The organism is Flagellimonas iocasae (genome assembly GCF_042682725.1).
Lineage (GTDB): Bacteria > Bacteroidota > Bacteroidia > Flavobacteriales > Flavobacteriaceae > Flagellimonas > Flagellimonas iocasae.
This window is the reverse complement of record NZ_JBHUHU010000003.1, coordinates 880,865-894,108: the sequence shown is the minus strand read 5'-3', so window position 1 is coordinate 894,108 and position 13,244 is coordinate 880,865. Positions and strand designations below refer to the sequence as shown.

The following is a 13,244-nucleotide window of genomic DNA, read 5'->3' as shown; positions in this document are numbered from 1 at the left end:
TTTCAGACACAGCCGCAAAAATTAGGGCGACGATTAATACGATGAACAATATGAAACACTTTTTCATTTAAATCAATATTATACAATACGCCAATTTTTGACAGGGCCAATATAGACAACATTAAAACTGCCTCCACCTCGGTATGTATAAACGGTTCGCTTTTATGTATAATTGGTTTTGGTGATTTACAACTTTAGCTCCTACTTTTTTACGAATAGGCCAATATTGTCCCAAAACGGGCTTGTTTTCACCAAACTTGGCATTTTTTACCAGTTATACGTGTTAAATGCCCAACAACACATAATTTTAAATAGCTTAAACAGAATAATCCTAACTTTGACATACCTATATTAGTTATATGCTTGAAGCGGTTATTGTTGATGATGAAATCAAGGCACTGCAAAGCTTAAGTTGGGAATTGACCAACTTAAGTGATGAAGTGGACATCATTGCGTCATTTACGGATGCACACGAGGCCTTGGGCTATCTGGAGAACCATACTCCGGACTGTCTCTTCTTGGACATAGAAATGCCGGCCATGGATGGTTTTCAATTCATTAAAAACCTTAAGAACAAGGATTTTCCCGTCGTAATCACTACGGCCTATAACCAATACGCCCTTCAAGCCCTAAAGAACGAGGCAATAGATTATTTGCTTAAGCCCATTGACACCGACGACCTTGAGCTCACCATCTCAAAAATCAAAAAGTTTAACGCCAAAAATTTAACAATCAATAGATTGGAAAAGATATTGTTGAATTTCAATGCCGAGTCACAAAGCAAGAAAATTACTATAAATACGGATGGCAAATTGCTTTTTTTGAACAGCGATGATATCCTTTATGCTGAGTCTGATGGAAATTACAGCACTATCTTCTTGACCGATGGCCAAAAAATATTGCTTACAAAAAAACTGAAGGAAGTAAATACCCTCTTGCCAGACAATAGCTTCTTCAGGATTCACAATTCCTATATTATCAATCTGAATAAAATAAAGGAATTCCTAAAGACGGATGGATACGTCGTTTTGGAATCCAACCATAAAATCCCAGTCTCCCGGCAAAAAAAGTCCGATTTTTTGGATATGCTGTAATCCCCCAACGTACCTGTGCTTAAAATTGAGTCCACACAAATCAACAACCTAGGTCGACTACGAAAGGTAGTTTTACGCCTCCTGTTTTTGTTGATGGTCGCTCAAATATCAGCTCAAGAAATTCCAGAAGATTTCCAGATAAAAGCAGCGCGATTGGTAGAGCTAATGCCCAAGACTTATCTCTCATTGGACACCGAGCTCAAAGACGAAAAACAGGATACCACCCTCCTACGCTATTTTGCCAATTTGGCAAGCGAGAACAATTACTTGGAGGGAGAGGCCTATGCACTTGACCAGATTGGGACCAAATACAGGAATATTTCCCAATTTAAAAAAGCGGCAGACCTGCACGAGAAGGCCTTGGAGCTCGCGGAAAAAGCAAACAATACAGAACTAAAGGTTTTAAGTTTGAACATGCTCGGAGTGGTCTATCGCCGAACCGATGCCATAAAAACGGCTTTGGACTATAACCAAAAAGCCTTGGAGATTGCTGAAGAGGTAGAGAACCCATCCCACCACATCAAACGAAGCATCAATGTGTCCCTGAACAGTATTGGAAATCTTTACCAAACCTTGGAGCAGTATGATTTGGCCATTATGCAGTTCAAAAGGGCCCTCAAATTGGAAGAAGAGCTTGGAAATAAACTTGGCCTTGCCATCAACCACCAGAACATAGGAGATTGTCTGGAACAAAAGGGTGATTTGGAAGCTGCTCTGGAAAACTACCGAAAATCCTTGGCCTATAATGAGGAAATCGGGTCGAATTATGGACGCATCATCTGCAAAAACAGCTTGGCCAAGGTCTATTTAAAACAAGATATGCCCTATGCAGCACTAGTGCTTTTAGAACCCCTTCAAGAAGAATCCGATACTGTAGGCGACTTTTTCATTACCTCATCCATTTATATAAACACTGGGTGGGCCTATACCAAATTGGGGGAATTTGATAAAGCCAAAAAGTTCATCCAAGAAGGTTTGGAAATGGCCCAAAACCACAATATGCCCAGTAATGTTGCCCTTGGCTATCAAAAACTATCCGACCTAGAACGTGAAATGGGTAATTACGAAGAGGCGTATATGGATTATAAAAAGGCCTCCGAGCAAGAAAAACAAATCTCCAGCGCCACTAACCTCAGGTACATGAATGATGTTATTGTGCGGTACGAGGCTGAGAAAAAGAACAACCAGATTTCGGTTTTGGCTAAAGAAAATGAAATCGTTCGTCTGCGGTTGAAAAAAAACCAGACCACACTCTTGGTCAGTGCGTTGATTGTGGGTCTCGTGGCTTCCATCCTTTACATTTTATACCGCCAGTACCAGAACAAAAATGAAAAAAGGGTGCTCTCCTTGGAACAAAATATGCTCCGCAGCCAAATGAATCCCCATTTCCTGTTCAACTCATTGAACTCCATTAAGTTGTACATCATCAACAACGAGCAAAAAAATGCGGTTCATTACCTGAATAAATTTTCCAAGCTGATCCGGAAAATTCTGGAGGCTTCTTCCCAAAGGGAAATTACCCTTGCCGAAGAATTGGAGACCATAGAACTCTATATGAATATTGAGAACATTCGGTTTTCCAATGAAATTGATTTTAAGATTACGGTGGATGAAGACCTTTGTCCCTCCAATATCAAAATCCCATCACTTGCATTACAACCATTTTTGGAAAACTCACTTTGGCACGGTCTTTCACCCAAAGAGGGCAGAAAAATGATTCACCTGAACGTAAAACGGAAGAATCAAGGCCATGTTTCCATCGAAATTGAAGACAACGGTGTGGGCCGAGGAGCCGCAGAGGCCAATAAGGAAAATCGAGTTTTGAAGAGAAAATCCGTCGGTATCCGCATTACCAAAGAGCGTTTGGCGAACTTTTCCAAAGACTATCAGAATAAATTTGATGTGGATATTGTGGATTTATTCAATCCCGATGGTAGCCCAAAGGGCACGAGAGTCATTTTGGACATTCCTACGGTTTAGCATGGCCCTGGGCCACTTCTTCCAACTCCTCATACCATTTCTTTCCAAACTTTCGGATGAGGGCATCCTTCACAAACTTATAAATGGGCACTTTCAGTTCTTTTCCCAAACTACAGGCTGCATCACAGATTTCCCATTTGTGATAGTTCACCGCGGTAAACTCAGTATATTCTCGAGTACGGACTGGGTATAGATGACAAGAGATAGGCTTTCTCCATTTTACAGCTCCATCCTCCCAAGCGGCTTCAATACCGCATTTAGCCACTCCTTCTTTTGAAAAAATAACATAGGCACATTCACTATTGTTGACCAAAGGAGTTTCCCATTCACCATCTTCTCCCTTAACAAAAGTGCCCTGCTCCTCAATGGCTTTTATACCTTCGGGCCTTAGGTAGGGCTTAACTTTATCAAAGATGTTAATTAGAATATCAGTTTCTGAATTCTCCACGGGAGCACCATATTCGCCTCCTACGCAACAAGCGCCTTTGCATGCATTTAGATTGCAGACAAAATCGTTTTCCAGAATCTCTTCAGACACAATGGTATTACCTAATTGGAACATGTGTTTCGCTTCATTTTGGGCAAAGGTAATCCAAAACCCAAAATTTGACATTTTCCCAACATTTTATGTCATCCAAAAGTCGTTTTAAGACGTACATTTGCAGACCGAAAAAAGTAACGTCATGAATTTCAATTTTAAGGAAATCGCCACTGCCAGTATGATTCTTTTTGCCGTGATCGATATCGTGGGAAGCATTCCCGTCATCATATCGTTGCGTAGCAAAGTAGGCCACATTCAGTCCGAAAAAGCCTCCATTGTGGCGGCCTGTATTATGGTTGCCTTTCTTTTTGTTGGGGAACGCATTCTTTCCTTGATCGGTATTGATGTCAACTCCTTTGCCGTAGCGGGTTCCTTTATCATATTCTTTTTGGCCATTGAAATGATTTTGGGCATTACCCTTTACAAAGATGATGTGCCGGAAAGTGCATCTATTGTTCCCATTGCATTCCCGCTGATTGCCGGTGCGGGTACTATGACATCACTTTTGGCTTTACGTGCAGAATATCATGTGGAAAACATTATCGTTGCCATTGTCCTAAACATTATCTTTGTATATCTCGTACTAAAATCCAGCGCCAAAATTGAGCGAGTGTTGGGAAAAAATGGGCTTAACATCATTAGAAAGGTGTTCGGCGTTGTTCTTTTGGCCATTGCTGTAAAGCTTTTCGCCGCCAACATCAACCAACTATTTGACCAGGGAGTTTAACGCCGTATTATGAGCAAGACCTTCAGTATTATCCTTATTATTTTGGCTTTGGCCCTAATTGCATATAATGTGACCTTGGTAGATTTTGAAAATCCTTTTCAGGGAGATAGCACGGTTGCATTGATTGGAATCGTTGCCTCATTATGCGCCATAGTACTGCTTCTGATTTTTATGACCTCCAAAAAAATTCAAAACAAGCTGAACAAGGATTAATTCTGCATTCCAATAATCCCTTCTGAAGACCGTTCAATTACGGCCGCATCAACTTCCTTGACCTTTTTGAGCATGGAATCGAATTCGCCCTTGATCTGGGCTGAAAGATTGGGTGAGAACAATTGCTCTGCAATGTTTGCTTTAATGAATGCTTTTATCTTGTCTTCCTGGGCATAAAAATCAAGTTTGACCTTACGGTTCAATACAAACTCAATAAACTCATCAAAAAGGATATCATCCACACGGTATTCATCCAAAAACTCATTGAGGGTATAGTCTGAATATCGGTTACGGTCCTCTTCCAGATGTTCAAAAACAAATCGGGAAAAGAATTGATAGGTATCGTCCATACTTTCAATGGCTTCTTCCTCATTGCTGCCAATGGGAACAAACACATCAGGGATAATTCCGCCACCACCGTAGACAATTTTTCCTTTTGGGGTGACAAATTTTAAAGAATCGGCCACTTTAATGCTATCCGCGGAGCTTAGTTCCCCACTGGAATAACGCTCCATGAATTTTTGATAGTAATCATGGTTGCCATTCTTGTATGATTTTTGAATGGAACGACCCGTTGGGGTGTAGTATCTGGAAACTGTCAATCGAACCGCGGAACCGTCCCCCAAATCCATTTCGCGCTGTACAAGTCCTTTTCCGAAGGAACGTCTTCCTACGATGGTACCTATATCATTGTCTTGCAAAGCCCCCGCAATAATTTCACTGGCTGAAGCGGAGCGCTCATTGATCAAAACGTAAACAGGTTTGTTCTCAAAGTCACCTTTGCTTGTGGCGTAGGCTTTTTTGATTCGCCCTTTCTTGTTTTTGGTGAAGAGAATGAGCTTGTCGTCTTCCAAGAACTCATCCGCCAACTTTTCCGCAATGCCCAAATAACCTCCAGGATTATCGCGAAGATCCAATACCAACTTTTCAGCTCCCCGTATTTTTAGTTTTTTCAAAGCGTCCTTGAATTCATCAAATGTGGATTCGGCAAACCTATTGATTTTGATGTATCCCATATCCTTAGTAAGCATGTAATACGCATCCACACTTTTAATTGGTACATGATCACGGATAACAGTAATATCCAAAATCTTGTTTTCGGACTTTCGGAACACTTTTAAATCAACCTTTGTCCCGACTTTACCCTTTAATTTGGAGACCATGTCATCATTTGAAATTCTGCGGCCAAAAAGGGTGTCATTATTTGCCGAGAGAATGCGGTCACCCGGTTTTATACCACTGATGTAGCTGGGACCATTTTTAATGGTTCTGATAACCGTAATGGTGTCCTTGTATTTGTAGAAGCTTACCCCGATTCCCACAAAATCACCTTTCATGCTTTCGGAAACCTCTTCCATTTCGCTTTTGGGAATGTAGACCGAATGAGGGTCCAATTTCCCTAAAATATTGTTCACGGTAACATCTACAATGCTATCGGTATCGATATCATCCACGTATTCGTAATCGATATAATCGATGAGTCTGTTGAGTTTGTCTTTTTTGGAATTGGTGGAAAACAGCTTTTCTGGACTGTCATTAAAGTGAAGCTTCCCTCCAATAAAAATCCCAATCGCTACAGCAAGAGCTAGCAATGTGGGCCAAATATATCCTTTAATTTTCTTCATAATAGCAATGGTTTTTTTAGACCATTTCTTCCAAAACCGGCAAATGAACGGTCTCTACTCCTGCCCTTTCCAAGAATTTTAACCCGGAATCATCTTTGTAGGCAGTTTGGTATACCACACGTTTTATGCCAGCTTGATGCACCAGCTTACTGCATTCCCTGCAAGGGGATAAGGTGATGTACAACGTGGACCCTTCACAAGACTGAGTGGAGGAAGCCACTTTTAAGATGGCATTGGCCTCAGCATGGAGCACATACCACTTAGTGTACCCTTCATCGTCTTCACAAAAATTTTCAAAACCGGTAGGGGTGCCGTTGTAGCCATCGGAGATGATCATCCGATCTTTAACAATAATGGCCCCAACTTGTCTTCTTTTGCAATAGGAGAGTTTGCCCCATTCTTGGGCCATTCGTAGATACGCTTTGTCGTATTTTTCTTGTTTACTCTCCTTCATATAGCATTAAATCAGCGGATAATGAAATAAATATACCTGCTTTGAAAGACCCTTACAACCTTATTCGATTAATTTTAACGAAGCCCCTAGTTGGGAAACGTTGCAATGAGCAAGGGTATTGTGATGGCAATGATCAAAATGGAAGCTACTGCAATAAAAATGGGTCTTTTCACTTTCAAGAGGTTCAATAGTACATAAGCCAAGGTTAAAATCACTAGGATAATGGTCACTTGCGAAAGCTCTATTCCTGTGGCGAAACCCAATAATGGAGTGATTTTGTCCTCCTCTTCGGCCATTAACATTTTAAAGTAGTTGGAAAAGCCAAAACCGTGGATCAACCCGAAAAATGCGGTGGCTATATAATGCAATAGTTCGCCTAGATTCACACCTTCCTTAAAAACATACGTAAAATTGAAAAGTGCAGTGATCAATATGGTGACTGGAATCAAGAATTCTATCAAACCAACATCCACCGTAAACACCTCATAAACGGACAAGGCCAACGAGCTACAGTGCGCTATGGTAAAAATGGTGGCAAGAACAACTACATGCTTCCAATTTTTGAAGGTAAACGGTACGGCCAAAGCGGATAAAAATAAGATATGGTCATACGCACCAAAATCCAGAACATGGTTCAACCCTAATTTGATGTAAAACAAAAATTCCTGCATCCAATTTATTGTTAATGGTTCAGAGTTCATGGTTTTATATGAAATGTCATTTCACCAACACCTAACACCTAACACCTAACACCTAACACCTAACACCTAACACCTAACAAACCTATGAAACCCCTCTTTCCCTCTGAATGGTCTCATACGCCTTTTGTACTTCCTTGAATTTTTCCTCCGCCCCTTTACGGATGGCCTCATTCTCGGTCACCACCCGGTCGGGATGGTATTTTTTGGCCATATTTCGGTAGGCTTTCTTCACTTCTTCGTCTGTGGCATTCTTTTCAATCTCCAAAATTTTATAGGAATTGTCCGCTGACTTGATGAACATCGCCATGATGCTGTCAAAATCATGCCGACCCACCTTAAAATACCCTGCAATTTCCCGAAGTTTATCAAGTTCGGACTTGCTTACCTGACCATCTGCTTGGGCTATCCCAAACAAAAAGTGCAACATTTGCAGACGAACCTCATAACGGGTGCGTTGTACCATGTAGGCACAGATGCGTTGCGCGGAGATTTCTCGCTTTTTAATCACCTCGTTAAAGGTCCTAAAAATGGCATTGGCCTTTTCCTTCCCGTAGGTGCTCAAAAAATATTGGCGCACATAATCCAACTCCCTTTGACTGACCTGTCCGTCCGCTTTAATGATGATAGAGCAAAGCGACAATAGATTCAGCTCAAAGTCTGCCGGGGAAACTCGTTGTCGCGTGTAATCTTGAAATACGGTTTTAGGGCCGCTACTGAAACCTCCGAGGTTATCCAACAGACTCCCCACGATGAATCCCAAAATGGCTCCCGGAAACCTAAATAAAAAATAGCCGAGAAAGGCGGCCACCCATTTAATCATCCTTCAAAAAATTTAAAGCCCAAATATAGGGCTTTGCTCAGGAAACTAAACCATAAGCAATGTTAAGGGTCATGGTAAAAACCCGACAAAAACGTATCTTTGTGACCTAATTAAAAAGAAGCCTATGTATCCTGAAGAATTGGTAAAACCTATGCGAGCAGACTTGGCCACCGCCGGGTTTGAAGAACTATATACAAGTGAAGCCGTTGAAAATGCCCTTAAACAAGATGGAACTACCTTGGTTGTGGTGAATTCTGTTTGTGGATGTGCGGCCGCCAACGCCAGACCAGCTGCCAAGCTGAGCCTGCAAAACGGTAAAAAACCAGACCACTTGGTCACTGTATTTGCCGGTGTGGACACCGAAGCGGTAACCACTGCAAGAAACCACATGGTACCTTTCCCTCCGTCATCACCAAGTATGGCATTGTTTAAAGATGGCGAATTGGTTCACATGATCGAAAGACACCACATTGAAGGAAGACCTGCGGAACTAATCGCAGAAAACTTAATGGAAGCGTATAACGAATTCTGTTAATCCTTCATCGATTTAAAAAATTAAGCCACCCTAAAGGGTGGTTTTTTGTTTTTAAGACTGAAAGACCTTACCGATGTATTATTTTAGCCCCTGATTTCAATAACCTAAATCCAGAATACGCTGCGCATGCAAAAGTTGCTATCCTATCCTTTGACCGTACTTTTTTTCATTTGTTTTGGACTGGTCTTGGTGATTTTTCATCCCATTCAATGGTTTTGCTTGAAGGTTTTTGGGTATGATGCGCACAAACGAAGTGTATCCATCCTCAATTGGTTTATTATGCGATGCACCAATGTTCTTGGCACCAGATACACCTTTGTAAACCATCAAACCATTCCTACTGATAGACCTTTACTGATTGTTACCAATCACCAGAGCATGTATGACATTCCACCTTTGATTTGGTATATGCGAAAGTACCACCCCAAGTTTGTCAGCAAGATTGAATTGGGGAAAGGCATCCCCAGTGTGTCCTACAATTTAAGAAACAGCGGTTCTGCTTTGATAGACCGAAAAGACCCCAAACAAAGTATTGCCGAGCTCCAAAAATTGGGCAAATATATTGAAGCAAACAAACGCAGTGCCGTAATTTTTCCGGAAGGCACCCGAAGCCGAAATGGGGTTCCAAAACCTTTCCGTACCACTGGATTAAAGGTGTTGATGAAAAATGCGCCTTCCGCATTGATTGTACCCATCAGTATAAATAATTCATGGAAGTTGTTACGTTTTGGAAAATTCCCCATGGGGTTGGGCAACCATCTTACATTTATTGTCCATCCTCCAGTGGAGATTGAAGGAGATGCCGAAGCATTGATTGCCAAAGTTGAACAACAGATTGTATCCGGCATATCCAACACACCATGAGTCAAGACCAATTGGTACAAAATACCATCAATTTTGTAAAAACAACCCTTCATGATGCCGAAGGTGGCCATGATTGGTTCCATATTGAACGTGTTTTCAACACCACGAAGCTGATTTCCCAATATGAGCAAGTTGATCCATTGGTGGTTCAATTGGCGGCACTGTTGCATGACATTGCAGACCCCAAATTTCATGATGGTGATGAAAGTGTCGGTCCCAAAATGGCCCATGATTTTCTCAAATCTCACCAGGTGGATGATTATATCATTGATCATGTTGTCAACATCATACAGCACATGTCCTTTAAAAATAGTTTGGAAAGCAGTTCACCAACTTTTTCATCCAAGGAGCTGCATGTAGTGCAAGACGCCGACCGTTTGGATGCCATTGGGGCTATCGGTATTGCCCGGGCATTTAATTATGGTGGATTCAAAAATAGAGCACTCTATGACCCCAATATTCCACCAAACCTAAATATGACCAAAGAGGAATATAAAAAATCCAACGCACCGACCATCAACCATTTCTACGAGAAACTCCTTCTATTAAAGGATAAAATCAATACGGAAACTGGAAAGAAGTTGGCTGAAGAGCGTCATCAATTTATGTTGGATTACTTAGAACATTTTTACAATGAATGGAGGGCCGATTCAGCAGGACATAATCTCTAACACTTTTTGTATCTTGGAAAACTATTCAAACTAAACAAGATGCAAAGAAGAAAATTCATTAAAAATGCGGCAGCTGCATCAGCTGCTTTTTCAATTGTTCCAAGTCATGTTTTGGGAAAAACCCATGTCCCTCCAAGTGATACTTTATACGTTGGGGCATTTGGTGTGGGAGGAAGAGGCAACAACGTTGTAAATGGACTCCATGATACAGGTAAAGTGAAGTTTGTTTCATTTTGCGATGTAGATGACCGCCGGGCTCAACCCACCTACGAACAATTCCCCGATGTAAAACGATTCAAGGATTTTAGAAAAGTCTTCGATGCACATTTAAATGATATTGATGCTGTAATGGTGGCCACACCCGATCATATGCACGCTACCATTGCGCTACCCTTTATGCGGGAGAAAAAACACGCCTATGTTGAAAAGCCGTTGACCCACAATATCTATGAAGCCCGTTTGATGACCAAAGTGGCTGAGGAAAATGGAATTGTAACCCAAATGGGGAACCAAGGTGCATCCAGTGACGGCAGTCGTATTGCTCGCGAATGGGTAGAATCCGGAATTATTGGAAAGGTGCACACCATCGATTGCTGGACCAACCGCCCTGTTTGGCCGCAAGGAGTTCCTGTTCCTTCGGAAAAACAAAGAGTGCCCAAGGAATTGGATTGGGATACTTGGCTTGGGCCAGCCGCCATGAGAGATTATAACGCCGCTTATTTGCCTTTTAAATGGCGCGGTTGGTGGGATTTTGGCACCGGTGCTTTGGGCGATATGGGTTGTCATATTATGGAAACTCCATTCAGTGTTCTTGATTTAGGGTATCCAACCGAGGCTGAAGCCAGCTGTACAACCGTTTGGGTGGGTGATTTTGTTGAAGCCGATTATAGTTCATCATGTCCCCCATCATCAAAAATCCATTTAAAGTTTGAACATGAGCACCATGGTGATATTGCCCTTAATTGGTACGATGGTGGAATAAAACCCGACCTTCCTGATGAATTAAAGGATGGGGAAACTATCGGCGATAGCGGTGGAGGAACCATTATGTATGGCGAAAAAGGTACATTGATTTGTGATACCTATTCAGAAAATGCCCGTTTGCTCCCTTCTGACATGATGGAGCTGTACAAAACACCAGCACCCAAGTATCCAAGGATTCCTGGAAGCGTAGGGGGTCATATCGCCAATTTTGTGGATGGCTGTTTGAATGGAACACCAACATCTTCAAACTTCACCAAAGCCGGTCGATTAACCGAAACCGTACTTATGGGTAACTTGGCAATCAAAGCCTATCAATACAAAGTATTGAAACCCGGTAAAAAAATTGGGGATTGGGAACCGTTTGAATATCCCGGCAGACGTAAACTGTATTGGGATGGCGAAAACATGAAAATTACCAATTATGAAAAAGCCAATGAATGGGTCACCCGTGAATACCGCGAGGGTTGGGAGTTGACCTAATAACATCTTTTTTTTTTAGCTTAATGGCTGGCATTTAGGTTGGTAAACCCCTATATTCGCCAGCCATAGAATTTGAGACCAACTATGAAAAAAGTCATTCTACTATTCTTCGCTTCAGTAACTCTACTAAACTGCAAGCAAAAAACACAATCGTCAACGGAGACCGCTATTGAACCCAAAGGCGCAGATAACATAGCCTACCAATGGAGTGAAATGGCCATTACAGCAACCGCAAACGATACCGAAATGTTTAAGCCAAGACCTACGATCACTTCCCGATTTTTGGGTTTGATCTTTGTTTCCATCTTTGATGCTTGGTCAAGGTATGATGAAAAAGCGATTCCTGTTTATCTTGATGGTGTTGAAAGACGCCCGATGGATGAACAGACGCTCAAAAACAAGGAGATTGCCATCAGTTATGCGGCATACAGGGCCATGAATGAATATTATTATTCAGATAAGGAACTCTTCACCAATTTCATGGTAGAGTTGGGCTTGGACCCCAATAATGAGTCCTTAGATCCCACCACTCCAGAAGGCATTGGAAATCTAGCCGCAAAAGCGGTCATCGAAGCCAGAAAAGGGGATGGAGCCAATCAATATGGAGAGGAAGAAGGTTCCGATGGTGTCCCTTATTTTGATTATACTGGGTATGAGCCAGTCAATCCGGTAAATCAGAACAATGACCCCAATCGTTGGCAACCCAAATATTTTTCGGATGGAAAAGGCGGAAAATTTGCTCCTGCATGTCTAACGCCATTTTGGGATAAAGTCATACCCGTTTCCATGAAGTCTGGGGACCAGTTCCGACCAGGTCCTCCACCAAAAATAGGATCTAAACAACTGGAAGAAGAAGTAAAAGAAGTTATTGAATTACAGGCCAACCTTACCGACGAGCAGAAAGCGTTGGTGGAGTTTATGCGAGATGGGCCCCAATCCGTGCAGCAAGCGGGTCACTGGTTAAAGTTTGCCCAAGACGTATCTCTTCGGGATAATCATACGTTGGACGAGGACGTAAAAATGTTCTTCTACAACCAAGTAGTGGCCATGGATGCCTTTATCGCTTCTTGGGACAGTAAAATGTACTACGACTTTGCAAGACCTTATGCTTTGGTCCACGAATATTATGACCAACAGAAAATAAAGGCTTGGGGCGGTGTAGGAAAAGGAATGATAGAAATGGATGGCAACCAATGGCGTCCTTATTCCCCTGACACCTTTTTATGCCCTCCTTTCCCAAGCTACACCTCTGGCCATAGCACCATTAGCGGTGGATGTGCCGAAGCCTTAAAATTATGGACCGGGAGTGATGAGTTCGGCTCGGAAGTGGAACTTGTGGCAGGTGCCATGACTGAACCAGACAACTTGGGTGATACCATCACCTTAAAATTCCCAACATTTACCAAGACCGCGGAAATGGCAGGTATCTCTCGAGTTTTGGGAGGGTATCATATTCAGGCTGATAATGTGGCCGGTTTGCAACTGGGGCGTGATGTGGCGCACGAAGCATGGAAGTTTTACAAAAAGCATATTGGGGAAGAAGAGCAGATGTAAA

General features: G+C 42.1%; 14 protein-coding genes. 9 read left to right on the top strand and 5 right to left on the bottom strand.

The genetic code is table 11. The annotated features are described in order from the left end of the window. The first annotated feature begins 359 nt into the window (after nucleotides 1-359). Nucleotides 360-1,094 (top strand): LytR/AlgR family response regulator transcription factor, encoded by a 735-nt coding sequence (locus ACFSJE_RS11275; RefSeq protein WP_379831074.1) that lies wholly within the window; start codon nucleotides 360-362, stop codon nucleotides 1,092-1,094. 15 nt (nucleotides 1,095-1,109) lie between these two features. After that, a complete protein-coding gene (locus tag ACFSJE_RS11270) occupies nucleotides 1,110-3,074 on the top strand; it encodes a tetratricopeptide repeat-containing sensor histidine kinase (protein ID WP_379831073.1) in 1,965 nt (654 codons plus the stop codon). Here ACFSJE_RS11270 and ACFSJE_RS11265 read toward each other — a convergent pair. Next, nucleotides 3,064-3,636 (bottom strand): DUF3109 family protein, encoded by a 573-nt coding sequence (locus tag ACFSJE_RS11265; protein ID WP_379831562.1) that lies wholly within the window; start codon nucleotides 3,634-3,636, stop codon nucleotides 3,064-3,066. The two genes, ACFSJE_RS11270 and ACFSJE_RS11265, sit on opposite strands and share 11 nt — an antisense overlap. Nucleotides 3,637-3,757: 121 nt before the next feature. Here ACFSJE_RS11265 and ACFSJE_RS11260 point away from each other — a divergent pair, with 121 nt between their 5' ends. After that, nucleotides 3,758-4,342: a MarC family protein gene (locus ACFSJE_RS11260; protein WP_379831072.1), complete on the top strand. Its 585-nt coding sequence runs from the start codon at nucleotides 3,758-3,760 to the stop codon at nucleotides 4,340-4,342. Between the two features lie 9 nt (nucleotides 4,343-4,351). Beyond that, complete coding sequence (locus ACFSJE_RS11255; protein ID WP_379831071.1) at nucleotides 4,352-4,555, top strand: hypothetical protein; 204 nt, start codon at nucleotides 4,352-4,354, stop codon at nucleotides 4,553-4,555. On the opposite strand, the gene ACFSJE_RS11250 is transcribed toward ACFSJE_RS11255, so the two are convergent. From ACFSJE_RS11250 to ACFSJE_RS11235, 4 genes are all read right to left on the bottom strand, one after another. Then, the gene (locus ACFSJE_RS11250) at nucleotides 4,552-6,180 is read right to left on the bottom strand and encodes a S41 family peptidase (RefSeq protein WP_379831070.1); all 1,629 of its coding nucleotides are present in this window, start codon (nucleotides 6,178-6,180) and stop codon (nucleotides 4,552-4,554) included. The two genes, ACFSJE_RS11255 and ACFSJE_RS11250, sit on opposite strands and share 4 nt — an antisense overlap. 16 nt (nucleotides 6,181-6,196) lie before the next feature. After that, the gene (locus ACFSJE_RS11245) at nucleotides 6,197-6,634 is read right to left on the bottom strand and encodes a deoxycytidylate deaminase (protein WP_036381356.1); all 438 of its coding nucleotides are present in this window, start codon (nucleotides 6,632-6,634) and stop codon (nucleotides 6,197-6,199) included. 86 nt (nucleotides 6,635-6,720) lie between these two features. Beyond that, nucleotides 6,721-7,305, bottom strand: coding sequence for a HupE/UreJ family protein (locus ACFSJE_RS11240; RefSeq protein ID WP_379831069.1), 585 nt, complete (start codon nucleotides 7,303-7,305; stop codon nucleotides 6,721-6,723). Nucleotides 7,306-7,417: 112 nt separating this feature from the next. Continuing rightward, nucleotides 7,418-8,155: a TerB family tellurite resistance protein gene (locus tag ACFSJE_RS11235; RefSeq protein ID WP_379831068.1), complete on the bottom strand. Its 738-nt coding sequence runs from the start codon at nucleotides 8,153-8,155 to the stop codon at nucleotides 7,418-7,420. Between the two features lie 124 nt (nucleotides 8,156-8,279). Between ACFSJE_RS11235 and ACFSJE_RS11230 the strand changes: the two genes are divergently transcribed. The 5 genes from ACFSJE_RS11230 (at nucleotide 8,280) to ACFSJE_RS11210 (ending at nucleotide 13,243) form a co-directional block, all read left to right on the top strand. Beyond that, nucleotides 8,280-8,690 (top strand): BrxA/BrxB family bacilliredoxin, encoded by a 411-nt coding sequence (locus ACFSJE_RS11230; RefSeq protein ID WP_379831067.1) that lies wholly within the window; start codon nucleotides 8,280-8,282, stop codon nucleotides 8,688-8,690. Nucleotides 8,691-8,816: 126 nt separating this feature from the next. Then, complete coding sequence (locus tag ACFSJE_RS11225) at nucleotides 8,817-9,554, top strand: lysophospholipid acyltransferase family protein (protein WP_379831066.1); 738 nt, start codon at nucleotides 8,817-8,819, stop codon at nucleotides 9,552-9,554. Next, nucleotides 9,551-10,225 (top strand): HD domain-containing protein, encoded by a 675-nt coding sequence (locus tag ACFSJE_RS11220; protein WP_379831065.1) that lies wholly within the window; start codon nucleotides 9,551-9,553, stop codon nucleotides 10,223-10,225. Before ACFSJE_RS11225 ends, ACFSJE_RS11220 begins: the two co-directional genes overlap by 4 nt. Nucleotides 10,226-10,264: 39 nt before the next feature. Beyond that, nucleotides 10,265-11,689 carry a Gfo/Idh/MocA family protein gene (locus ACFSJE_RS11215; protein WP_379831064.1) on the top strand — a complete coding sequence of 475 codons (1,425 nt, stop codon included), beginning with the start codon at nucleotides 10,265-10,267 and terminating at the stop codon, nucleotides 11,687-11,689. Between the two features lie 84 nt (nucleotides 11,690-11,773). Further along, nucleotides 11,774-13,243 carry a vanadium-dependent haloperoxidase gene (locus ACFSJE_RS11210; RefSeq protein ID WP_379831063.1) on the top strand — a complete coding sequence of 490 codons (1,470 nt, stop codon included), beginning with the start codon at nucleotides 11,774-11,776 and terminating at the stop codon, nucleotides 13,241-13,243. Nucleotide 13,244: the final 1 nt, after the last annotated feature.